Origin of the sequence: Streptomyces mangrovisoli (genome assembly GCF_000974985.2) — a bacterium.
Classification (GTDB): Bacteria; Actinomycetota; Actinomycetes; order Streptomycetales; family Streptomycetaceae; genus Streptomyces; species Streptomyces mangrovisoli.
Map to the genome: position 1 here is coordinate 55063 of NZ_LAVA02000005.1, position 26244 is coordinate 81306.

Sequence of the window (26244 nt, forward strand, 5' to 3'; positions counted from 1 at the left end):
ACCGTGACGCAGACCATCACCCCCCGCGCACGCACCCTGGTGCTGCTGCTCCTGGCCGTCGCCGGGATGCTGCTGGCCGGTGCCGCGCCGGCCTCCGCGCACGCCGCGCTGCTCGGCAGCGACCCCCAGCAGGGGGTGGTGGTCACCGAGCCACCGACGCAGGTGACGCTCACCTTCTCCGAGAGGGTGGCGATGAGCGACGACTCGCTGCGCGTGCTCGACCCCAAGGGCCGGCACGTGGAGGTCGGCAAGCCGGCCAACACCGGCGGCACCACCTACGCGATACAGCTCAAGAGCGGCCTGGGCGACGGCACCTACACCATCACCTACCAGGTGATCTCCGCCGACAGTCACCCCGTCTCCGGTGCCCTCACCTTCTCCGTCGGCAAGCCGTCCGCGACCGCGGTCTCCGCGTCGTCCCCCGCCGTCGGCGGCGGCGTCGTGGGCTGGCTCTACGGCTTCGGGCGGTACGTCTCCTACGCCGGCTTCATCCTCATGGTGGGCGGCGCGACGTTCGTGCTCGCCTGCTGGCAGCGGGGTTCCGGCGTGCGGGCCGTGCAGCGGCTCGTGGTCTCCGGCTGGCTCTCGCTGACCGGCGCCACCCTCGCGCTGCTGCTGCTGCGCGGCTCCTACACCACCTCCGGGAAGGTCGGGGACGTCTTCGACCTGGGCCTGCTCGGGCAGGTGCTCCAGACCAAGCCCGGCGCGGCCCTCGTCTCCCGGCTGCTGCTGCTCGCCGCAGGCGCGCTGTTCATCGCCGTCCTGTTCGGCGCGTACGACAAGCGCGAGGACGAGGAGAAGCGGGACCTGACGTTCGGGCTCGCGGTCGGCGGCGGGGTCGTCGCGGCCGGGCTCGCGGCGAGCTGGGCCATGGCGGAACACGCCTCGACCGGCCTCCAGCCCGGGATCGCGATGCCCGTGGACGTGGTCCATCTGCTCGCGGTGGCCGCCTGGCTGGGCGGGCTCGTCACCCTGCTCGTGGCGCTCTACCGGGCGCCCGCCGAGGCCCCCATCGAGGCCGCCGCCGTGCGCCGGTTCTCCCGCCTCGCGTTCGGTTCCGTGCTCGCGCTGATCGCCACCGGCACCTACCAGTCGTGGCGCCAGCTGGGCTCCTGGTCGGCGCTGGTCGACACGTCGTACGGCCGTCTGCTGCTGGTCAAGATCGGACTCGTGACGGCGATGGTCGCCATCGCGACGGTGTCGCGTCGCTGGACGGGACGGCTGACGGCTCCCGCCGGGGAGGCGGCGGAGGCCTTCGAGGCCGGGGAGACCCGAGAGGTCGAGGAAGCCGCCCCGGAGTCCGGGGAGACCGCCGAACCCGCGGTGGCCATGGTGCCCGCGGGGCGGGGCACCTCCGCCGCGGAAGGCTCTGACGGGGCCGGGAGTTCCGCCGGGGCCGGGATGTCCGCGGCGGGGACCGCTGCCGTCTCCACCGACGTGGCCTCCGGCACCGAGCCCGGGGCTCCGGGCGAGGCCTCCGATGCGGGCGGCACGGCCGCCGGGTCCGGCACGAGCAGCCCCTCCGGCACGGGCAGCGCATCCCCCGCATCCGGCACGGCCCCCGCCTCCGCCGGGTCCGGCACGAGCGGCCTGTCCGGCACGGGCAGCGCATCCCCCGCATCCGGCACGGCCCCCGCCTCCGCCGGGTCCGGCACGAGCGGCCTGTCCGGCACGGGCAGCGCATCCCCCGCATCCGGCACGGCCCCCGCCTCCGCCGGGTCCGGCACGGGCGGCGCGTCCGCCGCGCCGGGCACGGGCGGCGCGTCCGTCGCGGGCGGTGCGGCCGGGGACGGTCCGGCCGGGGACTCCGGTCGCGCGGGCGAGGCAGCGGAAGCGGCCGCCGGCTCCGGCGACGGTTCCCCCCGGGCCGCGCAGCTCGCCCGGCAGGAGGCCGCGCGGGAGTCGGCCCGCCGCAAGCGGCTGCGGGACGCCGATCCCCAGCGCTTCGGGCTGCGCCACTCCGTGCTCGCGGAGGCCGGCATCGCGGTCGTACTGCTCGCCGTCACCACCGTGCTGACCCAGACCGAGCCCGCCCGCACCGTGGCCCAGGTCGACGCGGCGAAGGCCGCCGCGTCCTCGTCGTCCGGCGCCACCTCGCCCTCCGGCGCCGCGCTGACCCTGGACATGTCCTTCGACACCGGCGGCACGGACGGCAAGGGCGTCGTACGGCTCGACCTCGACCCCGCGGCCACCGGCCCCAACACACTCGACCTCTACGTGCAGCGGCCCAACGGGCGGGCCTTCGACATCCCCGAGGTGAAGGTGGCCTTCACCCTGGAGACGAGGAACATCGGCCCGCTGACCGTCGCCCCCGACCATGTCGCCACCGGGCACTGGAAGGCCACCGGGGTCCAGCTCCCGCTGTCCGGCAGCTGGAAGGTCGCCGTGACCGTGCGCACCTCCGACATCGACCAGGTCACCATCTCCAAGAACGCGCAGATCGGCTGAACGCACCCATGCCTGAAAAGTCCGTCCCTCGGGCCCGCACCGCCGCCGCCGACGCGTCCGGTGCCGCGCCCGACACCGCCGAGAACGCCCGCGAGGGCGTCTCCCGGCGGCGGCTGCTCGGCACCGCGGGCGCGACCGGGCTGGTGCTCGGCGCGGCCGGTGCCGCCGCGGGCTACGCCTCCGCGCCCGCCGCCGCCACCCCCCTCACCTCGCTCGGCGCCGACCGCGCGATGTTTCACGGGAAACATCAGCCCGGCATCACCGAGGGCCTCCAGGCCAAGGGCCATCTCGTCGCCTTCGACCTGACGCCCGGCGCGGGCCGTACCCAGGCCGCCTCCCTGCTGCGGCGCTGGTCGGCGACGGCCGAACGGCTGATGGCGGGCGAGGCCGCCGACCACGACGACACGGACGTGGCCCGCGACGCCGGCCCCTCGTCCCTGACGGTCACCTTCGGCTTCGGGCACGGCTTCTTCTCCCGGACCGGCCTGGAGAAGCAGCGCCCGGCATCGCTCGACCCGCTGCCGGACTTCTCCTCCGACCACCTCGACAGGTCCCGCAGCGACGGCGACCTGTGGGTGCAGATCGGCGCCGACGACGCGCTGGTCGCCTTCCACGCGCTGCGCGCGATCCAGAAGGACGCGGGCGACGCGGCCCGGATCCGCTGGCAGATGAACGGCTTCAACCGCTCGCCCGGCGCCACCGCCCACCCCATGACCGCGCGCAACCTCATGGGTCAGATCGACGGCACCCGCAACCCCAAGCCGTCCGAGTCCGACTTCGACCAGCGGATCTTCGTCCCGGCCTCCGGGTCGAGCGACCCGGCCTGGATGGCGAACGGCTCCTACGCCGTCGTACGCCGTATCCGGATGCTGCTCGACGACTGGGAGAAGCTGTCGCCCGGCGCGCAGGAGGCCGTCATCGGGCGCCGCAAGTCCGACGGCGCCCCGCTGTCCGGCGGGACCGAGACGACCGCGATGGACCTCGACAAGGTCGACAAGAACGGGGACTACGTCGTTCCGCTCACCGCGCACGCCCGCATCACCCGGCCCGACCGCAACGGCGGCGCGGCGATGCTCCGGCGCCCCTTCTCCTACCACGACGGCTACGAGGCGGACGGCACCCCGGACGCCGGCCTGCTCTTCGTCTGCTGGCAGGCCGACCCGCTGCGCGGCTTCGTCACCGTGCAGCGCAAGCTCGACCGGGGCGACGCGCTGTCGAAGTACATCCGGCACGAGGCCAGCGGCCTGTTCGCGGTGCCCGGCGGGGCGGCGAAGGGCGAGTACGTGGGGCAGCGGCTGCTGGAGAGCTGAGGGATGCACCCTCTCGCCCGTGGGCCCGTCACCCGCGGGTGGCGCTCTCGTGAGACGCCCGCCCCGCGTTCCCGCGAGGCCACTAGGGTGAGGACATGCCTGCGAGCTACGCCTATCTGGGCCCCGAGGGCACCTTCACGGAGGTCGCCCTGCGTACGCTTCCCGAAGCGGCCACCCGGGAGCTGATCCCGTACGTGTCGGTGCAGTCCGCGCTGGACGCGGTGCGCGGCGGGGAGGCCGAAGCGGCGTTCGTGCCGATCGAGAACTCCGTCGAGGGCGGCATCACCGCCACGCTCGACGAACTCGTCGCGGGCAGCCCGCTGATGATCTACCGCGAGGTGCTGCTGTCCATCACCTTCGCGCTGCTGGTCAGGCCGGGCACGCAGCTGACGGACATCAAGACGGTCTCCGCCCACCCCGCAGCCCAGCCGCAGGTGCGCAACTGGCTGCGGGCCAACCTGCCCGACGCCGTCTGGGAGTCCGCCGCCTCCAACGCGGACGCCGCCCGGCTGGTCCAGGAGGGCCGCTACGACGCCGCCTTCGCGGGCGAGTTCGCGGCCGCCCGGTACGGACTCGTGGCCCTGGAGAGCGGGATCCACGACGCGGAGAACGCGCAGACGCGCTTCGTCCTGGTGGGCCGCCCGGCCCGGCCCGCGGCCCCGACCGGCGCCGACAAGACGTCCGTCGTGCTCTGGCAGAACGACGACCACCCCGGTGGGCTGCGCGATCTGCTGGGCGAGTTCGCCACCCGCGGCATCAACCTGATGCTGCTCCAGTCGCGTCCGACCGGCGAGGGCATCGGCAACTACTGCTTCTGCGTCGACGCCGAGGGCCACATCTCCGACCGCAAGGTCGCCGAGGCGCTGACGGGCCTGAAGCGGATCTGTCTCCAGGTGCGTTTCCTGGGCTCCTATCCGCGGGCGGACATCACGCTCGACGAGGTGCGCGCCCCGCTGCCGGGAACCTCGGACGAGGAATTCGTGGCTGCCTCCGACTGGGTGGCGCGCTGCCAGGACGGGCGTTTCTAGACCGCCCCTCCGGGTTGCCGGGAGGCCCCCATTCGGGCTGCCGAAACGTTTCGGGTATGTTTCCGGACGGTCCTACCTGCATATTGTGGTTATCCACAGGAGTTATCCACAGGGCCGCTTCTCGACCTGGGGACAAGTCGACAAGCAAGGGCCACTCAGTCGACAAATCCGCCTCGGGCGGCCCGACAGGGGCCACGCCACACGGGTCACCCTTCGTCCCTTCGTTTCCTTTGGTTCACCATATGGAGCGACCTTTTTCCACCCGAATGCGAGCTTCACGCCGGTTTACACCGGGAATTCGTCGGTACCCGCCGAACTACCGGAGTGATCAATTCCGATATCCACAGATCGTCCACACACCCTGTGGATAACTCCTCCGGAGCGGTGCCCGGCTGTGGACAACGACCCCCTCAAATCCCGGACCGCACAAGGGATGTGGGTCAACCCGCCGCCGCGCCCCTGCCTCCTCCCGGGGAGCGGGACCCACTTTATTGACACAGAGGGCAAATGCCGCATAACCGAACGTAAGCGGCGGTTCGGAATAGTGAGTCGTGAGCGATGACCACGCACCGGTAGCCTTGACCGCGTGATTGACCTTCGCCTGCTCCGTGAGGACCCCGACCGTGTGCGCGCCTCGCAGCGCGCCCGTGGAGAGGACGTCGCGCTCGTCGACTCTCTCCTCTCCGCCGACGAGCGGCGCAGGTCGTCCGGCGTCCGCTTCGACGAGCTGCGCGCCGAGCAGAGGACGCTCGGCAAGCTCGTCGCCAAGGCGTCCGGTGACGAGAAGGCCGAGCTGCTGAAGAGGGCCCAGCAGCTCGCCGCCGACGTCAAGACCGCCGACGCCGAGCGCGACGCGGCCGACACCGAGACCCAGGAGCTGCTGCTCCAGCTCGGCAACCTCGTCCACCCCGACGTGCCCGTCGGCGGCGAGGAGGACTTCGTCACCCTCGAGACGCACGGCACGATCCGCGACTTCGGCGCCGAGGGCTTCGAGCCCAAGGACCACCTGGAGCTCGGCCAGATCCTCGGCGCGATCGACGTGGAGCGCGGCGCCAAGGTCTCCGGCTCGCGGTTCTACTTCCTGACCGGCGTGGGCGCCCTGCTGGAGCTCGCCCTCGTCAACGCGGCGATCGCCCAGGCGACCGCGGCCGGCTTCACGCCGATGCTGACCCCCGCCCTGGTGCGCCCCCAGTCGATGGCGGGCACCGGCTTCCTCGGCCAGGCGGCGCAGGACGTCTACCACCTCGACAAGGACGACCTGTACCTGGTCGGCACGTCGGAGGTGCCGCTGGCGGCCTACCACATGGACGAGATCATCGAGGCGGACCGCCTGCCGCTGCGCTACGCGGGCTTCTCGCCCTGCTTCCGCCGCGAGGCCGGTTCGCACGGCAAGGACACCAAGGGCATCTTCCGCGTCCACCAGTTCGACAAGGTGGAGATGTTCACCTACGTCCTCCCCGAGGACTCGCAGGACGAGCACAAGCGCCTGCTGGAGTGGGAGAAGCAGTGGCTGACCTCGCTGGAGCTGCCGTTCCGGGTGATCGACGTCGCCACCGGTGACCTCGGCTCCTCGGCGTCGCGCAAGTTCGACTGCGAGGCGTGGATCCCGACCCAGGGCAAGTACCGCGAGCTGACGTCGACGTCGGACTGCACCGAGTTCCAGTCCCGCCGGCTCCAGATCCGGGTCCGCGACGGCAAGCAGGTCCGCCCGCTGGCCACGCTCAACGGCACCCTGTGCGCCGTACCGCGCACGATCGTGGCGATCCTGGAGAACCACCAGCAGGCCGACGGCTCGGTGTGGGTCCCCGAGGTGCTGCGCCCGTACCTCGGCGGCCGGGAGGTCCTGGAGCCGGTGTCCAAGTGAGCACGGCCTTTCCCTACCGGCTGATCGCCACCGATCTCGACGGCACGCTGCTGCGCTCCGACGAGTCGGTCTCCGCGCGCACCCGTGACGCGCTCGCCGCGGCCACCGCGGCGGGCGCCGCGCACATCGTCGTGACGGGCCGCGCGGTCCCTTGGACCCGGCACATCCTGGACGACCTCGGCTACCGCGGCCTCGCGGTCTGCGGTCAGGGCGCCCAGGTCTACGACGCCGGCGAGCACCGCCTGCTCACCTCCGTGACGCTGGACCGGCAGCTGGCCGCGGTGGCGCTCGCGAAGATCGAGGCGGAGGTCGGCCCGCTGTTCCTGGCGGCCAGCCGCGACGGCCTCGACGGCGACGTCCTGGTCGGCCCCGGCTACGCGGTCACGGGCCACCTGCCGTCGACGCCGTTCACCGACCCGGCGGACCTGTGGTCGGCCCCGCTGAACAAGCTCTACATACAGCATCCGGAGCTCTCGGACGACGAGCTGGCCGAGGCGTCCCGGCAAGCCGCGGGCGGCTTCGTCGAGGTCGCGATGGCGGGCGAGGGGATCGTCGAGCTGCTGCCGCTCGGGCTGTCCAAGGCCACGGGCCTGTCGCTGGCGGCCCGCCGGCTCGGCCTGAAGGCCGCGGACACGATCGCGTTCGGCGACATGCCCAACGACATCCCGATGTTCGCGTGGTCCGCCCACGGCGTCGCGATGGCCAACGCCCACCAGGAGCTGCACGCGGTGGCGGACGAGGTCACGGCCTCCAACGAGGAGGACGGCATCGCGGTCGTACTGGAGCGTCTGCTGCCCTGACGTGCGTTCCGGCGCCGTGTCGCTCTGACGTCCGTACCGGAGCCTGTGCCCGCCCCTACCGGGCGGTGCGGTCCCCGGGGGGCGTGTCGGCGGCACCGGGGGTGGGCGGCCCACGCGAGAGCGACGTCGCGTGCTCGAAGCGGCCGCCCCGGGCGTCCCCGTGCGGGGCGGGCTCCATGGAGGAGTGGCGATCACTCCGGAGCCCGCCGGGAACTGCCCTGTCGGAAACCGGGCGCACTGCCGTGCAGGGGCGTTCGCCCGGTTCCTCCCCCAGTCGGTGCCAACACCACTGTGCCGGTGGGCCGGGGGCGGACGCCATCGAATTACGCGCCCCCGGGCACGGATGCCTACGTGCGGCGCCACCTGCGCCGCCGCGCCTTGCTGAAGAACCAGCCCGCGGGCGGCTCGTCCGAACGCCACGGCTGCGGCTCGGGCCGCTCCGCGCGCCAGCGGGCGGCCAGCATCCTGGCCCGGGCGGACGGCTCGGAGGTCCCGGCGGCCCGTATGAAGTCCTCGTCGAGCACGACGCCGTCCCAGCCGTCGTGGCCCGCAACCTCTTCCGCCATCCCCGTTCCTCCTCGGACCGCCTCGCATCCCCTCGGCCCAGTGTGCCGGGAGGCAGGTGAAACCCCCGTCAAGAAGCCCGCGGCAGCGAAGCGAGCCGGTCTGAAGCCCGCTGGAGCGGAGCCCGCCGTCGGAGCGGAGCTCTCACTCCTCGCCCGCCAGCGTCAGCGACCGCAGCTTCTGGCCCGCGTACCAGGTGGCCCCGACGGTCACCGCCACCAGCAGCACCGTCGCGGTCGTCAGGCCCACGTCCGAGGTGATCAGGGTCTGGTCGCCGGAGACCTTGTGGGCGACGGCCAGCGACCACTGCTGGACGCTCAGCGTGCGCGCGCCCGGCACCAGGGAGCCGAACAGCGCCTCCCAGACCAGCGCGTAGACCAGACCGAACACGACGGCGTGCCGGGACACCGTGCCGAGCAGCAGGAACAGCGCCGCGTACGCGATCGAGGCGACCAGCGCGGCCACCGTGTAGGCGACGGCGACCTGCTGGCCGTTGCCGTTCAGGATCAGCCCGGCGATCAGGGTCGGCAGGGCGGAGAACACCATCGTCACGGCGATCGCCACGATGAGCTTGGTGAAGATGATCGTCGGCCGCTTCAGCGGCTTGGACAGCAGGTACACCACCGAGCCGTCGTCGATCTCCGGACCGATCGCGCCGGTGCCCGCGATGACGCCGATGATCGGCACCATGGTGGCGAGCCCGAGCCCGCCGAGCAGGTCTGCCGCGGTCTGGTCGTCGGCGCCCGCGAGGCCCCGTACCACCGCCGCGATCACGATCAGCAGCAGCGGCAGCGCGCCCAGGATGAGGGCGCGGCGCCGGCCGAGCAGGGCCCGGTACGTCAGCCGGGCGACTGTGGGGTCGTACATCGTTGGCCTCCTACGCCGCGACCAGATACGAGAAGACGGACTCGAGGGACTCGTCGGACGGCGAGACCGTGAGCAGCCGGATGCCGTGGTCCCTGGCCACGCGGGGCAGCAGGGTGGTGAACCGGGCGAAGTCGACCGCCTGGACGCGCAGCGCGCCCTCGGTGTGGTCGACCTCGATGCCGGACGTCGACGGGTCGGCGATCAGCGCGGCCGCCAGGGCGCGGTCGTCGCTGGAGCGCACCAGGTAGCGGTGCGGCCGGTCGGTCATGAGCCGGCGGATGCGGCGGAAGTCGCCGCTGGCCGCGTGCCGGCCGGCGACGATCACCTCGATGTGCCGGGCGAGCTGCTCGACCTCTTCGAGGATGTGCGAGGAGAACAGCACGGTGCGGCCCTCGTCGCCCATGCGCCGCAGCAGCTCCATGAGCTGCATGCGCTGGCGCGGGTCCATGCCGTTGAAGGGCTCGTCGAGCAGCAGCAGCGACGGGTCGTGGACGAGCGCGCTCGCCATCTTCACGCGCTGCCGCATCCCCTTGGAGTAGGTGGAGATCTTCCGGTCCTGCGCGTACTCCATCTCCACGGTGGCGAGCGCGCGAGCGGCGGCCTTGGGGCCCAGCCCGTGCAACTCGGCGTTGGCGACGACGAATTCGCGTCCGGTGAGGAAGTCGTACATCGCCTCGCGCTCGGGTACGACGCCGATCTGCCGGTAGATCTCCTCGTTGCGCCACACCGCCTTGCCGTCGAGGGTGACGGTGCCGGTGGAGGGCGCGAGGAAGCCGCCCATCATGTTGAGGAGGGTGGACTTGCCGGCGCCGTTGGGGCCGAGCAGTCCGGTGACGCCGGGGCCGACGGTCATGGTGATGTCGTTGACGGCGACCACGTTGCCGAACCAGCGGGAGACGTGGTCGAGCTGGAGCGTGGTCACAGGCCCACCTTCCGGTAGCGGCGGATCAGCAGGCCGTAGCAGGCCGCGACGAGCCCGAGGACGACCAGGACGTAGACGGCGCCCTGCGCGTGGCTCGGTCCGGCGGCCGCGCCGCCGGGGAAGGCGGAGGTCGCGCCGAGGAACGCGCTCTGCACCCCGTCGACGAGGGTGACCGGCGAGAACAGGCCGAACCAGGGCACGGTGTGCGTGCTGCCCTGGGCGTCGGCGATCGCCTGGACGGTGGAGACGGCGCCGTAGGAGATGGTCAGGACGGCGATGACGGCGGCGATGCCGAAGCCGCGGCGCGGGGTGACCGAGGCGATCACCAGGCCGATGCCGGCGAACAGCAGCGAGAGCAGGACGACGGACACGAGTCCCTGGCCGAATCCCTTGGTCTGGTCGGTGAAGTCCATCTTCGCCAGCAGCGCGCCGATGTAGAGCACGAGCAGCGGTGCGGCGGTGAGGACGAGGAGGGCGGACGCCAGCGCGGCGAACTTCGCCTGCACGTAGTCGGCCGCCCGGATCGGCCGCGAGAAGTACAGCGGCACGGTCTTGAAGCGCAGGTCGCGCGAGACCGACTGGGGCGCCTGCGAGGCGACGTACAGGCTGATGACGGCCTGCATGATGATCGCGTAGCGCGTGTAGTCGACCGGCAGGTCCTTCGCCTTCGTGGCGACGGCGACGGCCACCATGATGGCGGCGGGCACGCACATCACCGCGAACAGCAGCATGGGCAGCACCTTCGACTTCAGCGAGCGGCCGAGGCCGTAAGCGCCGCGCAGGGACTGCGAGTAGAGCGACAGACGGGCGTAACTGCGGCCGAGGCGCGGGCCGTCGTAGCCGCGGTAGCCGATGTCGTGGATGCGGGTCTGGTCGCCCTGGGGTGCCGCGGACGTCCGCATGGGCTGTTCAACCGCCATGGCCGGCCGCCTCCTTCGGGTGATGCGCGTGGTCCGCCGCCGCGTGCTGTGCGTGGCCGGCGGCGGGGGCGTTCGCGTGGTCCGCGCCGTCGTGGAAGACCTCGGAGATGTGGTGCCTGCGCTGTTCCATGCGGACCAGGCCGAGGCCGAGGTCGGCGACCACGTCGCGCACGACGTCGTACGTCTCCTCGCCCTCCGCGGTGAGCAGCAGGATGCGCCCGGCGCCGGGCAGGCCGGAGCCGTCGTGGGTGTCGAGCCCGCGCGCGGCCAGCGCCTCACGCACCGCGCGGGTGCCGTCGGGGTGCTCGTCGCTGTCGGTGACCTCGATCGCCAGGGTGGTCGTGGTCTGCGTGAACTCCCGTGTGGAGCTGGAGCGCAGCAGCTTGCCGCCGTCGACGACGACCACGTGGTCGCAGGTGCGCTCCAGCTCGCCGAGCAGGTGCGAGGTGACCAGGACGGAGATGCCGAAGTCGGTGTGGATGCGGCGGATCAGGCCGAGCATCTCGTCCCGGCCGACCGGGTCGAGGCCGTTGGTCGGCTCGTCGAGGAAGACCAGCTGGGGGTCGTGCACGAGCGCCTGGGCGAGCTTCACGCGCTGCTTCATGCCGGTCGAGTAGCCGCCGATGGGGCGGTACCGCTCCTCGTAGAGGCCGACATGGCGCAGGGTGTCCGCGGTGCGTTCGCGCGCTGCGGTGGCCGGCAGTCCCGACATCCGGGCCATGTGCACGACGAACTCGGTGGCCGAGACGTCGGGCGGCAGGCAGTCGTGCTCCGGCATGTAGCCGACCCGCTCGCGGATGGCGGCGCCCTCGGTGGCCACGTCGAGGCCGAGCACCTCGGCGCGGCCCTCGGAGGCGGGGGAGAGCCCCAGCAGGATCTTGATCAGCGTGGACTTGCCGGCGCCGTTGGCGCCGACCAGCCCCGTCACACCGGGTCCCACGTCCACGGAGAGCCGGTCGAGCGCGGTCACCCTCGGGAACCGCTTGCTCAGGCTTTCGGTCACGATCACAGTCACGTCCACGACGGTAGTGACGCGGGCCACGCCGGTCGTCAGACCGGAGAGCCGTCTTCGCGTCAGACTCCAGTCGTACGGGTCCTTAGGGGACACCCTGCCTGAGGGCTACCGGGGCGGGTCCGGCGAGGGGGCGGCGGGGCGGACCGGGGCGGGTCCGGCGAGCGGGCGGCGGGGCGGGTCCGGCGGGCGACGGGGTGGGGCGGGGCTGGTCGCGCTCGGCCCCGATCCGGCACCGAGGGCCCTGTTGACGAACTCTCTAACAACTGCGAGATTCACCGGTGTCACGTTACGGGCACGTACCGCCACCGAAGCGGACGATCCGGTGACGGACCGCAAGTGCCGTACGGAGCAGTCGGGTCGGGCACCAGGGGTGACCGGGGTGGAGGACGAGTGACGCTGGCAGGTGCGCGTGAGCGCCGGGTGCGGACCGGCGGGATCGAGCTGTGCGTGGCCGAGCTGGGCGCCCCCGAGCGGCCCACGGTGGTCCTGGTGCACGGCTACCCCGACTCCAAGGAGGTGTGGTCCGAGGTCGCGGCCCGGCTGGCGGACCGCTTCCACGTCGTGCTCTACGACGTCCGGGGCCACGGCCGCTCCACGGCGCCCCGCCCGCTGCGCGGCGGCTTCACCCTGGAGAAGCTGACCGACGACTTCCTGGCGGTGGTCGACGCCGTCAGCCCGGACCGGCCGGTGCACGTGGTGGGGCACGACTGGGGCTCGGTGCAGTCCTGGGAGTTCGTCACCGTGCGGCGCACCGAGGGTCGCGTCGCCTCCTTCACCTCGCTCTCGGGGCCGTCCCTGGACCACTTCGGCCACTGGATCGCCGGCCGGCTCCGCCGCCCGACGCCGCGCCGGGCGGCCCAACTCCTCGGCCAGGGAGCCCGATCCTGGTACGTCTACCTGCTGCACACCCCGGTCCTGCCCGAACTGGCCTGGCGCGGCCCGCTCGGCAAGCGGTGGCCGGCCCTCCTGGAGCGCTTCGAGAAGGTGCCCGGCGGCGACCACCCGGCGCCCTCCCTGCCCACGGACGCGGCCCACGGCGCCTGGCTCTACCGGGACAACGTCCGCGCCCGGCTGCGTCGGCCGCGCCAAGACCCCTACGCGCACGTGCCCGTTCAGCTGATCACGCCGCTCGGCGACGCCTTCCTCTCGCCGCAGCTCTACGACGAGCTGGAGCGGTGGGCGCCCCGGCTGACCCGTCGCACGCTGCCCGCCGGACACTGGACGCCCCGCACCCGCCCCGACCAACTGACTGCCTGGGTGACCGAGTTCGTGACCGCCGTCGAGGGCGGCAGGAGCGAGGTGACGACCGGCGGCCGCCATGCCGACCGGTTCGGCGGGCAGTTGGTCGTCGTCACCGGGGCGGGCGACGGGGTCGGACGGGCCACCGCACTCGCCTTCGCGGAGGCGGGCGCGCGCGTGATGGCCGTGGACCGGGACGCCGAGTCGGCCGCCCGCACCGCCGAACTGGCCCGGCTGATGGGCGCGTCGGCGGCTTGGGCGGAGACGGTCGACGTCTCCGACGAGCGCGCCATGGAGAAGCTCGCGGAGCGCACGGCCGCCGCGCACGGCGTGGTGGACGTGCTGGTGAACACCGCGGGCGTCGGCCTGTCGGGCTCCTTCCTCGACACCACGGCCGAGGACTGGCGCAGGCTCCTCGACGTCAACCTGTTCGGTGTGATCCACAGTTGCCGTCTCTTCGGCGGGCAGATGGCCGAGCGCGGGCAGGGCGGTCACATCGTCAACATCGCCGCGACGGCGTCGCACCGGCCGACCAGGGCGTCCCGGGCACTGCCCGCCTACATCACCTCCAAGACAGCGGTGTTGACCCTCAGCGAGTGCCTGCGCGCCGAGCTCGCGGACCGGGGGATCGGCGTGAGCGCGGTCTGCCACGGACCGGACCGATCCGCCAACTGGGCACCGGAGAAGGTGGCTCAGGCCGTGGTGGAGGCGGTGACGGACAACAAGGGCGTGGTGCGGCGCCGTTGGCCAAAGAGGGTACGAAATCGGTGATGTTGGGGCTTTGTCAGTCAAGTGGTGATGATCTTAATGATGTTGGGCAAATGGCTTCGAACGGAGGGTAGTTGTCCACAGGTTCGCCAATTAGCCTGTGGATAACACCACTTGGTTGTGGATCAAACCTCCGGCACAAAATCACATGCGTGATTCACGTCTCGACCGGCACGCTGGTGGGATGAACGAAGGACACGACAGCACGAGCGATACGAAGGACAGCTCGCGCGATCATGCGAAGAAGGATCGTCGGACAGACGCGGCCGACGACGAGCGGCGCACCGTGAAGGTGTCCAAGTACCTCTCCAAGCACCTGCGCCACCAGCCCGAGCGCATCGGGCTCACCCTCGACCCGGCCGGCTGGGTCGAGATCGACACCCTGCTCGCCGCGACCGCCGCGCACGGCTTCCGCATCACGCGTGCCGAGCTGGACCACGTGGTCGCGGCCAACGACAAGCAGCGGTTCGCCGTCGACGGCACCCGCATCCGCGCCAGCCAGGGACACAGCGTGGAGGTCGACCTCGGGCTGCCCGCCGCGGTCCCTCCGCCGTACCTGTACCACGGGACCGTGGCCCGCAATCTGGACGCCATCCGCGCCGAGGGGCTGCGGCCCATGAACCGCCACGACGTGCATCTCTCGGCCGACCGCGAGACCGCGACCCGGGTCGGGTCCCGCCGCGGACGCCCCGTCGTGCTCGCCGTCGACGCCGGCGCCATGCACCGGGACGGCCATGTCTTCCAGGTCAGCGCCAACGGCGTCTGGCTCACCCCATCGGTGCCGACGCGCTATCTGCGGTTCCCTGCGGGGCACTGAGCGGGGGGTGTCCGCCGGAGCCGGGGCCGCACCGGCGCGGGCCTGCTGCCTGCCTGGCAGGGCATTAGTCTCGGACGCATGAGCCTGCGTCTGAGCACCGTGATCCTCCCCCACCGCCGCTGGCACGAAGGCGGCCGCGCCACCTGGACACGTGCCGAGCAGCTCGGCTTCCACGCCGCCTACACCTACGACCACCTGTCCTGGCGCACCTTCCGCGACGGCCCGTGGTTCGGGGCGATCCCCACCCTGACGGCCGCCGCGTCCGTCACCGAGCGGATGCGCCTCGGCACGCTCGTGACCTCCCCCAACTTCCGCCACCCGGTGACCCTCGCCAAGGAACTGATCTCCCTCGACGACGTCTCCGGCGGCCGCGTCACGCTGGGCGTCGGCGCGGGCGGCACCGGCTTCGACGCCACCGCGCTCGGCCAGGAGCCCTGGACGCCCCGTGAGCGCGCCGACCGGTTCGCCGAGTTCGTGCCGCTGCTCGACCGCCTGCTCACCCAGGACGCGGTGTCCTACGAGGGCAACTTCTACTCGGCGCACGAGGCGCGCAACATCCCCGGCTGCGTGCAGCGGCCCCGGCTGCCGTTCGCGGTCGCCGCGACGGGCCCGCGCGGGCTGCGGCTGGCGGCGAGGTACGGCCAGGCGTGGGTGACCACGGGCGACCCGAAGCTGTACGAGACGGGTACGCCCGAGCAGTCCGTCCAGGCGCTGCGCGACCAGGGGGAGCGGCTCGCGGACGCCTGCGCCGCCCTCGGCCGGGACGCCGCGGAGCTGGACCGCGTCCTGCTCACCGGGTTCACCCCGGACCGCACCCGGCCGCTGGAGTCCCTCGACGCGTTCGTCGACTTCGCCGGCCGCCACCGCGCGCTGGGCTTCACGGAGATCGTGGTCCACTGGCCCATCCCCGGCACCGACTTCGCCGCCGACGAGAAGGTCTTCGAGCGCATCGCCCTGGAGGCGGCACAGCAGCTGGACTGACGCGGCGTCGCCGCGCACCGCCACGGCGAGCCACGGCCGTGGGGCCGCGCGCCGCCGCGGGCGCACGGCTGTGGCAGCCGTGGTGGAGCGGCCGTGGCGGCCGTGGCGGCCGGGCTGTGGATCGCCGTGGCCGCCGGGCTGTGGATCTCCGTGGCGGCCCGGCTGTGGCTCGTCCGTGCGCACCGCCGCACGGCCGTGCGGGCATATGCGGAAGAATGAGCCGGTGACCTCAGCGACCCGACAGCCCGAGACACCGCCGGCCGCCCTGCCCCCGCGGCTGATCGCCACGGACCTCGACGGCACCCTGCTGCGCGACGACAAGTCCGTGTCGCCGCGCACGGTCGCCGCCCTCGCCGCCGCCGAGGAGGCCGGCATCGAGGTCTTCTTCGTCACCGGCCGCCCGGCCCGCTGGATGGACGTGGTCAGCGACCACGTGCACGGCCACGGCCTGGCGATCGTCGGCAACGGCGCGGCCGTGGTCGACCTGCACGGCGGCCCCGGCGCCCACCGCTTCGTCAAGGTGCGCGACCTCGCCCCGCAGAACGCGCTGGACGCCGTACGGCTGCTGCGCGAAGCGGTGCCCGGCACGGTGTACGCCGTCGAGCAGACCTACGGCTTCCACCAGGAGCCGGACTACCCCCCGCTGCACATGGAGACGCCCGACAACCTGGCGCCCGCGGAGGAGGTGCTGCTGCCGGGCGGGGTCGCCGAGGGCGAGCCCGTGCTCAAGATCCTGGCCTACCACCCCACGATCGACCCGGACGCCTTCCTCACCCTGGCGCGCCTCGCGGTCGGCGACCGCGCCACGGTCACCCGCTCCAGCCCGAGCGCGCTGCTGGAGCTGAGCGGTCCCGGCGTCTCCAAGGCGAGCACCCTCGCCCTGTGCTGCGCCGAGCGCGGCATCGCGCCCGAGGAGGTCGTCGCCTTCGGTGACATGCCGAACGACGTCGAGATGCTCACCTGGGCGGGCCGCTCGTACGCGATGGGCAACGCTCACCCCGACGCCGTCGCCGCTGCGTCCGGCCGGACGACCGCCAACAACGAGGACGGCGTGGCCGTCGTGATCGAACGCCTGCTGGCCGAGCGGCTGTAGGACGCGCGGGGGGAGCGCGCCCCGCCCCGCCCCGCCTGGCACGCGAGCGGGGCGGCGGGCGGGGCGGCGGGCGGCGGCTGTGGAGCCGGCCGTACCGCCCTCAGCCTCCGATCAGCTCCCCCGCCCCCACCAGCGCGTCCGTCGCCCGCTCGCGTTCCAGCATCGTCCGCAGCGGCCCGTCCACGGCGGCCAGCTCGGCGTACGTCCCGCGCTGTGTCACCCGGCCCGCGTCGAGCACGATCACCTCGTCCACGGCGTCGAGCCCGGCCAGCCGGTGCGTGATCAGCAGGGTCGTCCGGCCCTCCGTGGCGGCGAGCAGGTCGGCGGTGAGCGCGTCCGCCGTCGGCAGGTCCAGATGCTCGGCGGGCTCGTCGAGCACCAGCACGGGGAAACCGGCGAGCAGCGCGCGGGCCAGCGCCAGGCGCTGACGCTGGCCCCCGGACAGCCGCGCGCCGTGCTCGCCCACCAGCGTGTCGAGCCCGTCGGGCAGCGAGTCGGCCCACGCGAGCAGCCGGGCCCGTTCCAGCGCGTCCCGCAGGTCGGCCTCCGTCGCGTCCTTCCTGGCCAGCAGCAGGTTCTCGCGCACGGAGCTGTCGAAGAGGTGTGCGTCCTGCGCGCACAGCCCGACCAGCCGCCGTACGTCGTCGCCGGCCGGCGCGTACGCGTCCACACCGCCCAGCGTGTAGGCGCCCGCGTCCGCGTCGAGGAACCGCAGCAGCACCTGCGCGAGGGTCGTCTTGCCGGAGCCGGACGGGCCGACCACGGCGATCCGGCGGCCCCGTGCGAGCGTCAGGTCGACCCCGGCGAGCGCGTCCCGGTCCTGTCCGGGGTAGCGGGCCGTCAGCCCCTTGAGGACGAGCGGGAACGGCGACGCGGGCGCCCGGCGCGGCGCGGCCGGTTCCCGGACGGGCTCGGGGGCGTCCAGGACCTCGTACACCCGCTCCGCGCTCCGGCGCACCCGCTGCCAGTACTGCGCCGCGAGCGGCAGCCCGAGGACCGACTCGAAGGCCGCCAGGGGGGTGAGGACGACGACGGCCGTCAGGACCCCGTCGAGCCGGCCCGCGGCGACGGCCTGGACGGCCACGAGCGCCATGCCCGTGACGGTCAGGCCGGACACCAGCGCGGTGAGCCCGTCGCCGAGCGCGGTGGCGGCGGCGGTGCGCCGGGCGATCCGGGTGAGCAGGCGGTCGGCGCCGCCCGCCTCGGCGGTGCGGGCGGGCAGCGCGCCCGCCACGGTCAGCTCCGCGGTGCCGGTGAGCAGGTCGGTGACCCGGGTGGCGAGCGCGCCGCGGGCGGGCGCCAGCCTGCGCTCGGCGCGGCGGGCCACCGCGTCGGTCACCAGCGGCACCCCCACCCCGGCGGCGAGGAGCCCGGCGGCGAGCACGGCGCCCGCCGCGGGCAGCAGCCAGGCCGTGAAGGCGACGGAACCGGCGGACACCGCGAGGGCCACGCCCGCGGGCAGCAGCCAGCGGAGCCAGTAGTCCTGGAGCGCGTCCACGTCCGCGACGAGCCGGGACAGCAGGTCGCCCCGGCGCGCGTCGCGCAGACCCGCGGGGGCCAGCCGCTCCAGGCGCCGGTAGACGGCCACCCGGGTGTCCGCCAGCATCCGCAGCACGGCGTCGTGGGAGACGAGACGCTCCGCGTACCGGAACACCGCCCGTCCGATGCCGAAGGCGCGCGTCGCGGTGACGGCCACCATCAGATACAGCACCGGCGGCTGCTGCGCGGCCCGGGAGATCAGCCAGCCCGACGTGGCCATGAGGCCGATCGCGCTGCCGAGCGCGAGCGTGCCGAGGAGCAGTGCGAGCGCCGGCCGGCCGCGCCGCGGGCCCGACATGGCCCGCACGCGGGCGAGCACATCTCGCCGGTCCCCGGACCCGGGGACGCCCGTACCGGCGTCCTCGCCGCCGCCGCGCGAGCCGGACCCGGCGTGTTCGGCGTGCTCCCCGCCGTCCCCGTACTCCCCGCCGTCGCCGTTCTGCCGGTCGTCTCGACCGGGAGCCTGCGTTCCTTCGTGGACACCGACGCCGACAGCAAGCGCATGGGTGGCGGTGGCGATGGCGGCCGGCACGGCATCGGCCGCGGCGGGCGCCGTGAGCGGCGGCGCCGCCCGCCGGGGTGCCTGCGTCGGCAGTTCGGCCGGTTCCAGCCGCACCACCCGGTCCGCCACGTCCAGCAGCGCCGGCCGGTGCACCACGAGCAGGACCGTCCGCCCCGCGGCCAGCCTGCGCACGGCCTCGACGACCTCGGCCTCGGTACGGCCGTCCAGCGCCGCCGTCGGCTCGTCGAGCAGCAGGACCGGGCGGTCGGCGAGAAAGGCGCGGGCCAGCGCCAGCCGCTGCCGCTGACCGGCGGAGAGCCCGGCCCCGTCCTCGCCGAGGACCGTCCGCACGCCCTCGGGCAGCGCGTCCACGAACTCCAGCGCCCCGGCGTCGCCCAGCGCCCGCCGTACGGCCGCGTCGTCCGCGTCGGGCCGGGCCAGCCGTACGTTCTCCGCGATCGTCCCGGCGTACAGATGCGGCCGCTGCGGCACCCACGCCACCTGGGCGCGCCACTGCTCCAGGTCGACGTCCGTGAGGTCGGCTCCCCCGATCCCCACCCGGCCCTCGGCCGGCCGTACGAACCCGAGCAGCACGTTCAGCAGCGTCGACTTGCCCGCGCCGCTGGGGCCGACGAGCGCGACGGTCTCGCCGGGCTCCACGGTGAACGACGCCCGGGTCACCGCGTCCCCGGAGCGGCCGGGGAAGCGGACCGTGACGTCCTCGAAGGCGACGGCTCCGGCCGGGACCGGCCGGGTGCCGGACGCGGGCACCTCGGTCTCCAGCACGGTGAAGAGTTCCTCTGCCGCGGCGAGCCCCTCCGCCGCCGCGTGGTACTGCGCCCCCACCTGACGCAGCGGCAGATACGCCTCCGGTGCCAGCACCAGGACCAGCAGGCCGTTGTAGAGGTCCATGTCACCGTGGACCAGCCGCATTCCGATGGTGACGGCGACCAGGGCGACCGAGAGTGTGGCCAGCAGTTCCAGCGCGAACGACGACAGGAAGGCGATCCGCAGGGTGCGCATGGTCGCCTGCCGGTAGGCGCCGGTGATGCGCCGGATGGACTCGGCCTGTGCCTTGGCCCGGCCGAAGACCTTCAGGGTGGGCAGCCCCGCCACCACGTCCAGGAAGTGTCCGGACAGCCGGGACAGCAGCCGCCACTGACGCTCCATCCGCGACTGGGTGGCCCAGCCGATGAGGATCATGAACAGCGGGATGAGCGGGAGGGTGGCGACGATGAGGGCCGCCGAGACCCAGTCCTCGGTGACGATCCGCGCGAGGACCGCGACCGGCACGACCACCGCGAGCCCCAACTGCGGCAGATAGCGCGAGAAGTAGTCGTCCAGGGCGTCGATGCCACGGGTGGCCAGGGCCACCAGCGATCCGGTCCGCTGCCCGCTCAGCCATCCGGGCCCGAGCGCGACGGCGCGCTCCAGCAGCCGTCCGCGCAGTTCGGACTTGACGGCCGCGCTCGCCCGGTGGGCGGCGAGTTCGGTGAGCCAGGCGACCAGCGCCCGGCCACAGGCGACGGCCACCAGCAGCAGCAAGGGCGTGCCCAGTGCACCGGCCGACCGGCCGTGCTGGAAGGCCCCGACCACGATCTCGGCGATCAGCATCGCCTGGGCGATGACCAGTCCCGCGCCGAGAGCGCCGAGGAAGACCATCGCCCCGAGGAAGAGGCGAGTGGCGTGTGCGTGACGCAGCAGGCGCGGATCGATTGGTTTCACGTGAAACATGCCTTTCGGCCCGAAGAAGGGTGTTTCACGTGAAACACGCTGAACACCCCTCCTGCCAGACTCAGTGCGCGGCTTCGGCGATGTGCTGCGTGCCGATCCGCTTGCGGAAGACCCAGTACGTCCATCCCTGGTAGAGCAGGACGATCGGCGTGGCGATGCCGGCGCACCAGGTCATGATCTTCAGGGTGTAGTGGCTCGACGAGGCGTTGGAGACGGTGAGGCTCCAGTCCGCGTTGAGGCTCGACGGCATGACGTTCGGGAAGAGCGTCAGGAAGAGCATCGCCACGGCGGCCACGATGGTGACGCCGGAGAGGGCGAACGCCCAGCCCTCGCGGCCGATCTGGTTCGCCGCCAGCGCTGCGACCAGCGCGACGACGGCCACGAGCATCGCGGCCAGGGACGCGCCGTCACCGTGGGCGGCCTGGGTCCAGATCAGGAAGACCAGGGCCAGCGCGGCCGTGACGAGTCCGAGCACCAGGGCGAGCCTGCGGGCCCGGTCACGGATGTCCCCGAGGGTCTTCAGGGCCGTGAACACCGCACCGTGGAAGGTGAACAGCGTCAGCGTGACCAGTCCGCCGATCACCGCGTACGGGTTGAGCAGATCCCAGAAGGTGCCGACGTACTCGTGATGCCGGTCGATCTTCACGCCGCGCACGATGTTGGCGAAGGCGACGCCCCACAGGAACGCCGGGATCAGGGAGGTCCAGAAGATCGCGTGTTCCCAGTTGGTCTGCCAGTTCTCCTCGGGCCGCTTGGCCCGGTACTCGAAGGCCACCCCCCTGACGATCAGGCAGACCAGGATGATCAGCAACGGCAGATAGAAGCCGGAGAAGAGGGTGGCGTACCACTCGGGGAAGGCGGCGAAGGTGGCGCCGCCGGCCGTGAGCAGCCAGACCTCGTTGCCGTCCCAGACGGGTCCGATCGTGTTGATCAGCACCCGCTTCTCGGTCCGGTCGCGGGCGAGCAGTTTGGTGAGGATGCCGACCCCGAAGTCGAACCCCTCCAGGAAGAAGTAACCGATCCACAGGACGGCGATCAGGACGAACCAGACGTCGTGCAGTTCCATGACTGTGCAGCTCCCTCGGCCTAGTACGAGAAGGCCATCGGCTTGTCGGCGTCACGGGAGTCGCCGCCGATCTTCGTGGGCGGGTTGAGGTCGTCGTCGGTGAGCTCGGGCGGACCGGCCTTGATGTACTTGACCAGCAGCTTGACCTCGATCACGGCGAGGATCGCGTAGAGCGCGGTGAAGACGGTCATCGAGGTGATGACCTCGCCCTGGGAGACGCCGGGGGAGACCGCGCTGCGCGTCTGGAGGACGCCGTAGACGACCCACGGCTGACGGCCCATCTCGGTGAAGATCCAGCCCCAGGAGTTGGCGATCAGCGGGAAGCCCAGGGTCCAGATGGCGATGAGCCAGTACAGCCTGGAGAGCTTCGGGCCGAGCGCCTTCTTCCGGAAGAGCACCAGGTGCGGCACCTCGTCCTCACCCACCCTCAGATGCTCGGGCAGCATGAACTTCTTGCGGGTGAGCCAGAGTCCGACCAGGCCGATGGCGAAGGACGCCATGCCGAAGCCGATCATCCAGCGGAACGCCCAGAAGGTGACGGGAATGATCGGCCGGTAGTCACCGGGACCGTACTTCTCCTGCTCGGCCTTGTTGGTGTCGTTGATGCCGGGGACGTAGGAGTTGAAGTCGTCGTCGGCGAGGAAGGACAGTATCCCGGGGATGGACAGTTCGACCGTGTTGTGGCCCTTGCTCACGTCGCCGTAGGCGAAGATCGAGAACGGGGCGGACTCCTGACCGTCCCACAGCGCCTCGGCCGCGGCCATCTTCATCGGCTGCTGCTTGAACATGACCTTGCCGAGGGTGTCACCGCTGATCGCGGTGAGCAGGCCCGCGATCACGACCGTGACCAGCCCCAGCCGCAGCGACGACTTCATCACCGCCACATGCCGCTTGCGGAACAGGTGGAAGGCAGCGATGCCGACCATGAACGCGCCACCGGTCAGGAACGAGGCGGTGAGCGTGTGGAACGCCTGGGCCAGCGCGGTGTTCTGGGTCAGCACCTGCCAGAAGTCGGTCAGTTCGGCACGGCCCCTGGCCTTGTTGATCTTGTAGCCGACCGGGTGCTGCATCCACGAGTTGGCCGCCAGGATGAAGTAGGCGGACAGGATCGTGCCGATCGAGACCATCCAGATGCAGGCCAGATGGATCCGCTTCGGCAGCTTGTCCCAGCCGAAGATCCACAGCCCGATGAAGGTGGACTCGAAGAAGAAGGCGATCAACGCCTCGAACGCCAGCGGAGCGCCGAAGATGTCACCGACGAAGCGCGAGTAGTCCGACCAGTTCATGCCGAACTGGAACTCCTGCACGATGCCGGTGACCACACCCATCGCGATGTTGATCAGGAACAGCTTGCCCCAGAACTTCGTGGCCTTGAGGTACTTCTCCTTCTCGGTCCGGACCCAGGCGGTCTGCAGGCCGGCCGTGAGCGCGGCCAGCGAGATCGTCAGCGGGACGAACAAGAAGTGATAGACGGTGGTGATGCCGAACTGCCATCGCGCCAGGGTCTCTGGCGCCAAAGCCAAATCCATGTCGTCGGTCTCCTAGTGTCGCCGTGGTCACAAGCGGCAGTTTGCCCCGGATTCAAAACACAAACTGGGACCAACCGGGACACGTTTGTGAACGCGTTCACATTCACAAGCAAGTATGACGCATGGCCGTTCGAACCCTCAGGGGTGGGGGGTCCCTTCTCCGCCCCGCCGGTCCCGCGCGGCAGGGACCGGTGGCCCTCTGGCGCGGCGGCAGGGGATGTGCGGAGGTCCGCCCCGCCTCGCGCTCCCGGCTTCGGCTTCCGGCTTCGGGCTTCCGGCTTCCGGCTTCCGGCTTCCGGCAGCACAACGGCCCCGTGCGGGGCGGCCCGAGAGCCGCCCCGCACGGGGCCGTACGACGTCTCGCGCCGGGCGGCGCGGGTGTCCCGCTAGAGCTCCTTGTTGAACCCTTCCGCCACCTTCAGGAAGATGTCGTTCGCCTCGGCCTCCCCGATCGTCACGCGCACTCCCTCGCCCGCGAACGGCCGGACCACCACACCGTGCTGCTCGCACGCCGCCGCGAAGGCGAGCGTCTGCTCCCCCAGCCGCAGCCAGATGAAGTTCGCCTGGCTCTCGGGCACCGTCCAGCCCTGTCCACGCAGGCCCTCGACCACCCGGTTGCGCTCGCAGACCAGCGAGCCGACCCGGCCGAGCAGTTCGTCCTCGGCGCGCAGCGAGGCGATGGCCGCCTCCTGCGCGAGCTGGCTGACGCCGAACGGCACCGCCGTCTTGCGCAGCGCCGCCGCCACCGGCTCGTGCGCGACGGCGAAGCCGATCCGCAGCCCGGCGAGGCCGTACGCCTTGGAGAAGGTCCGCAGGACGCAGACGTTGGGGCGGCTGCGGTACAGCTCGATGCCGTCCGGGACCTCGGGGTCGCGGATGAACTCCCGGTACGCCTCGTCGAGCACCACGAGCACATCGCCGGGCACCCGGTCCAGGAACCGCTCCAGCTCGGCCCGCCGCACGGCGGTGCCGGTCGGGTTGTTGGGGTTGCAGACGAAGATCAACCGGGTCCGGTCGGTGATCGCCTCCGCCATCGCGTCCAGGTCGTGCACCTCGTCGGGCGGCAGCGGCACCTGGACCGGGCGGGCGCCGCTGATCTGCGTGATGATCGGGTACGCCTCGAAGGACCGCCAGGCGTAGATCACCTCGTCACCGGGGCCGCTCGTGGCCTGGACCAGCTGCTGGGCGACGCCCACCGAGCCGGTGCCGGTGGCGATGTGCTCGACCGGCACCCCGAACCGCTCCGCGAGCTCCAGGGTCAGGCCGGTGCAGGCCAGGTCGGGGTAGCGGTTGAAGGACGCGGCCGCCGCCGTGACGCTCTCCATCACGCCGGGCAGCGGCGGATAGGGGTTCTCGTTGGAGGACAGCTTGTAGGCCACCGGTCCGCCGGCGGCCGCGGGCTTGCCCGGCTTGTAGGTGGGGATACCCTCCAGCTCGGCGCGCAGCTTGGGGCTCGTCTCGCTCACCGCAGTCCTCCTCGTGACCACCGGCGGCCCGTCCGCACCGCCGGCTTCCAATACTCCACACCTTATGAGGATTCGGCCCGGCTGCGAATAGCTGAGCGCCGCGTCGACCCGAGGGCCCCGGCCACGCGGATCCCGGACGCGGAATCAGGTGTTCCGACCGCTGTCGCGCATCCGAATCGGAAACCGGCTGTGAACCCCATATGTCACACCGACATCAGGGGCACCACTGTACGAATCCACACCAACAAGAGGGCGCGTCGCACATATATCTACGCGCCGGTGGCTCACGCCGTGGCGCGCATCCCTCGTACAGGTGAGTTGAGACCTCTTCGAGACATGGAGGGGGCGACAGGTCCATGCGCGGTGACACGTCACGTACCACTATTGGATCGTTCAACTGACTTTCATTCCCAGGCAGTTGAGGCCTTTTGACCTTGCAGAAACGTGCCTGTCAACGCCTGCATATGCGTCCGCCCTACCCCACCGCATGAGCCCTACTATCGGCTCGCCATGACAGCAGCAGGGAAGCACCAGGTGAGCCGCGCGGAAACCTCACGTCGAAGCAGCCGGCCGGGTCGGGCGGGCATCAGGGACGTCGCCGCCGCCGCCGGGGTCTCCATCACGACCGTCTCCGACGCCCTGAACGGCAAGGGCAGGCTCCCGGACGCCACCCGCCGCCATGTACGCGAGGTCGCCGACCGGCTGGGGTACCGCCCGTCAGCCGCGGCCCGCACGCTCCGCACCGGCAAGTCGGGCCTCATCGGCCTGACCGTGACGACGTACGGGGATGAACCTTTCACCTTCACCGAGTTCGCGTACTTCGCCGAGATGGCCCGCGCGGCCACCTCCGCCGCGCTCGCCCGCGGCTACGCCCTGGTGATCCTTCCGGCGACCTCCCGCCACGACGTGTGGTCCAACGTCGCCCTCGACGGCACGGTCGTCATCGACCCCTCCGACCAGGACCCGGTCGTCAGCGAGCTGGTCCGCCAGGGCCTGCCCGTCGTCTCCGACGGCCGCCCGGCCGGCTCGCTGCCGGTCACCGCCTGGGTGGACAACGACCACGAGGCCGCGGTCCTCGGCATCCTCGACCATCTGGCCGCCGCCGGCGCCCGCCGCATCGGCCTGCTGACCGGCACCACCACCGACACGTACACCCGTCTGTCGACCACCGCCTATCTGCGCTGGTGCGAGCGCGTCGGTCAGACCCCGGTCTACGAGGCGTACCCGGCGCACGACCCGTGCGCGGGCGCCGTGGCCGCCGACCGGCTGCTGGCCCGGCCGGACCGTCCCGACGCCGTCTACGGACTGTTCGACCCCAACGGCACCGACCTGCTCGCCGCCGCCCGCCGCTACGGCCTGCGCGTCCCCGACGACCTGCTGCTCGTCTGCTGCAGCGAGTCCGCGGTCTACGCCACCACCGAGCCGCCCATCACGACCCTGTCGCTGAAGCCGCGCCGCATCGGCACCGCCGTCGTGCAGCTGCTCATCGACGCCATCGAGGGGCTCGAGTCCGACCAGCCGGTCGAGCAGGTGATACCGACCGAGCTGATCGTGCGTACCTCGTCCCAGCGACGCCCGCCACGCACCACCGTCAGCCCGCCGCGGACCCCCGAAGAGGGGTAGCCTGCCCACCACGCAACGCCCGGAGCCCCACCCAAACGGGGCGAAAGCCGCGGTGAACCGGAGCCTTGCTCTGATTCACCACCCCTGGGTCATCACATGGCGCGATCCGCATTCCTATGATGGGCCCACGACACCGCGGGCCGCTGCGA

At 72.2% G+C, this 26244-nt stretch carries 20 protein-coding genes; 11 read left to right on the top strand and 9 right to left on the bottom strand.

Annotated features, from left to right (window positions below; genetic code table 11):
* Positions 1–3 precede the first annotated feature (3 nt).
* From WN71_RS39475 to WN71_RS03325, 5 genes are all read left to right on the top strand, one after another.
* Positions 4–2448 (top strand): copper resistance protein CopC, encoded by a 2445-nt coding sequence (locus tag WN71_RS39475; RefSeq protein WP_046583739.1) that lies wholly within the window; start codon positions 4–6, stop codon positions 2446–2448.
* A gap of 8 nt (positions 2449–2456) precedes the next feature.
* A complete protein-coding gene (gene efeB, locus WN71_RS03310; RefSeq protein ID WP_046583738.1) occupies positions 2457–3758 on the top strand; it encodes an iron uptake transporter deferrochelatase/peroxidase subunit in 1302 nt (433 codons plus the stop codon).
* 95 nt (positions 3759–3853) lie between these two features.
* Positions 3854–4786, top strand: coding sequence for a prephenate dehydratase (gene pheA, locus WN71_RS03315; RefSeq protein WP_046583737.1), 933 nt, complete (start codon positions 3854–3856; stop codon positions 4784–4786).
* 586 nt (positions 4787–5372) lie between these two features.
* Entirely contained in the window at positions 5373–6650 is a 1278-nt protein-coding gene (serS, locus tag WN71_RS03320; RefSeq protein WP_046583736.1) for a serine--tRNA ligase, read from the top strand.
* Positions 6647–7450 carry an HAD family hydrolase gene (locus WN71_RS03325; RefSeq protein ID WP_046583735.1) on the top strand — a complete coding sequence of 268 codons (804 nt, stop codon included), beginning with the start codon at positions 6647–6649 and terminating at the stop codon, positions 7448–7450. The genes serS and WN71_RS03325 overlap by 4 nt, the downstream gene beginning before the upstream one ends.
* 347 nt (positions 7451–7797) lie before the next feature.
* On the opposite strand, the gene WN71_RS03330 is transcribed toward WN71_RS03325, so the two are convergent.
* The 5 genes from WN71_RS03330 to WN71_RS03350 form a co-directional block, all read right to left on the bottom strand.
* Positions 7798–8016 (bottom strand): SGM_3592 family protein, encoded by a 219-nt coding sequence (locus WN71_RS03330; RefSeq protein ID WP_046583734.1) that lies wholly within the window; start codon positions 8014–8016, stop codon positions 7798–7800.
* 142 nt (positions 8017–8158) lie between these two features.
* Positions 8159–8881: an ABC transporter permease subunit gene (locus tag WN71_RS03335; RefSeq protein WP_046583733.1), complete on the bottom strand. Its 723-nt coding sequence runs from the start codon at positions 8879–8881 to the stop codon at positions 8159–8161.
* Positions 8882–8891: 10 nt separating this feature from the next.
* On the bottom strand, positions 8892–9803 hold the full coding sequence (locus WN71_RS03340) for an ABC transporter ATP-binding protein (protein WP_046583732.1): 912 nt from the start codon (positions 9801–9803) through the stop codon (positions 8892–8894).
* On the bottom strand, positions 9800–10723 hold the full coding sequence (locus tag WN71_RS03345; RefSeq protein ID WP_046583731.1) for an ABC transporter permease subunit: 924 nt from the start codon (positions 10721–10723) through the stop codon (positions 9800–9802). Before WN71_RS03345 ends, WN71_RS03340 begins: the two co-directional genes overlap by 4 nt.
* Positions 10713–11732, bottom strand: coding sequence for an ABC transporter ATP-binding protein (locus WN71_RS03350; protein WP_046583785.1), 1020 nt, complete (start codon positions 11730–11732; stop codon positions 10713–10715). Before WN71_RS03350 ends, WN71_RS03345 begins: the two co-directional genes overlap by 11 nt.
* Positions 11733–12128: 396 nt before the next feature.
* Between WN71_RS03350 and WN71_RS03355 the strand changes: the two genes are divergently transcribed.
* The 5 genes from WN71_RS03355 to WN71_RS03370 all read left to right on the top strand — a co-directional run bounded on the left by WN71_RS03355 (position 12129) and on the right by WN71_RS03370 (position 16636).
* Entirely contained in the window at positions 12129–13748 is a 1620-nt protein-coding gene (locus WN71_RS03355) for an SDR family oxidoreductase (protein WP_046583730.1), read from the top strand.
* Between the two features lie 181 nt (positions 13749–13929).
* Positions 13930–14562, top strand: a complete 633-nt coding sequence (locus WN71_RS03360; protein WP_079177615.1) for an RNA 2'-phosphotransferase — start codon at positions 13930–13932, stop codon at positions 14560–14562.
* Positions 14563–14640: 78 nt separating this feature from the next.
* Positions 14641–15543 (top strand): LLM class flavin-dependent oxidoreductase, encoded by a 903-nt coding sequence (locus WN71_RS03365; RefSeq protein WP_046583728.1) that lies wholly within the window; start codon positions 14641–14643, stop codon positions 15541–15543.
* 93 nt (positions 15544–15636) lie between these two features.
* Positions 15637–15762 (top strand): hypothetical protein, encoded by a 126-nt coding sequence (locus WN71_RS43165; RefSeq protein WP_276208069.1) that lies wholly within the window; start codon positions 15637–15639, stop codon positions 15760–15762.
* Entirely contained in the window at positions 15749–16636 is an 888-nt protein-coding gene (locus WN71_RS03370) for an HAD hydrolase family protein (protein ID WP_079177616.1), read from the top strand. Before WN71_RS43165 ends, WN71_RS03370 begins: the two co-directional genes overlap by 14 nt.
* 100 nt (positions 16637–16736) lie before the next feature.
* Here the strand turns inward: WN71_RS03370 and cydD are convergent, their stop codons facing one another.
* The 4 genes from cydD to hisC all read right to left on the bottom strand — a co-directional run bounded on the left by cydD (position 16737) and on the right by hisC (position 24472).
* Positions 16737–20402 (bottom strand): thiol reductant ABC exporter subunit CydD, encoded by a 3666-nt coding sequence (gene cydD, locus WN71_RS03375; protein WP_046583726.1) that lies wholly within the window; start codon positions 20400–20402, stop codon positions 16737–16739.
* Positions 20403–20472: 70 nt separating this feature from the next.
* Positions 20473–21477 (bottom strand): cytochrome d ubiquinol oxidase subunit II, encoded by a 1005-nt coding sequence (cydB, locus tag WN71_RS03380; protein WP_046583725.1) that lies wholly within the window; start codon positions 21475–21477, stop codon positions 20473–20475.
* A 20-nt stretch (positions 21478–21497) separates the two neighbouring features.
* Positions 21498–23006: a cytochrome ubiquinol oxidase subunit I gene (locus WN71_RS03385; protein WP_046583724.1), complete on the bottom strand. Its 1509-nt coding sequence runs from the start codon at positions 23004–23006 to the stop codon at positions 21498–21500.
* A gap of 386 nt (positions 23007–23392) precedes the next feature.
* Positions 23393–24472: a histidinol-phosphate transaminase gene (hisC, locus tag WN71_RS03390; protein ID WP_046583723.1), complete on the bottom strand. Its 1080-nt coding sequence runs from the start codon at positions 24470–24472 to the stop codon at positions 23393–23395.
* A 510-nt stretch (positions 24473–24982) separates the two neighbouring features.
* Between hisC and WN71_RS03395 the strand changes: the two genes are divergently transcribed.
* Positions 24983–26095 (top strand): LacI family DNA-binding transcriptional regulator, encoded by a 1113-nt coding sequence (locus tag WN71_RS03395; RefSeq protein ID WP_046583722.1) that lies wholly within the window; start codon positions 24983–24985, stop codon positions 26093–26095.
* Positions 26096–26244: the final 149 nt, after the last annotated feature.

What these genes read in the sequence shown, in the direction of transcription:
- efeB (WP_046583738.1), top strand. Translation starts at nt 2,457, where the DNA reads ATGCCTGAAAAGTCCGTCCCTCGGGCCCGCACCGCCGCCGCCGACGCG.
- pheA (WP_046583737.1), top strand. Translation starts at nt 3,854, where the DNA reads ATGCCTGCGAGCTACGCCTATCTGGGCCCCGAGGGCACCTTCACGGAG.
- WN71_RS03330 (WP_046583734.1), bottom strand. Translation starts at nt 8,016, where the DNA reads ATGGCGGAAGAGGTTGCGGGCCACGACGGCTGGGACGGCGTCGTGCTC.
- WN71_RS03335 (WP_046583733.1), bottom strand. Translation starts at nt 8,881, where the DNA reads ATGTACGACCCCACAGTCGCCCGGCTGACGTACCGGGCCCTGCTCGGC.
- WN71_RS03345 (WP_046583731.1), bottom strand. Translation starts at nt 10,723, where the DNA reads ATGGCGGTTGAACAGCCCATGCGGACGTCCGCGGCACCCCAGGGCGAC.
- WN71_RS03360 (WP_079177615.1), top strand. Translation starts at nt 13,930, where the DNA reads ATGAACGAAGGACACGACAGCACGAGCGATACGAAGGACAGCTCGCGC.
- WN71_RS03365 (WP_046583728.1), top strand. Translation starts at nt 14,641, where the DNA reads ATGAGCCTGCGTCTGAGCACCGTGATCCTCCCCCACCGCCGCTGGCAC.
- WN71_RS03370 (WP_079177616.1), top strand. Translation starts at nt 15,749, where the DNA reads ATGCGGAAGAATGAGCCGGTGACCTCAGCGACCCGACAGCCCGAGACA.
- cydB (WP_046583725.1), bottom strand. Translation starts at nt 21,477, where the DNA reads ATGGAACTGCACGACGTCTGGTTCGTCCTGATCGCCGTCCTGTGGATC.
- WN71_RS03385 (WP_046583724.1), bottom strand. Translation starts at nt 23,006, where the DNA reads ATGGATTTGGCTTTGGCGCCAGAGACCCTGGCGCGATGGCAGTTCGGC.
- WN71_RS03395 (WP_046583722.1), top strand. Translation starts at nt 24,983, where the DNA reads ATGACAGCAGCAGGGAAGCACCAGGTGAGCCGCGCGGAAACCTCACGT.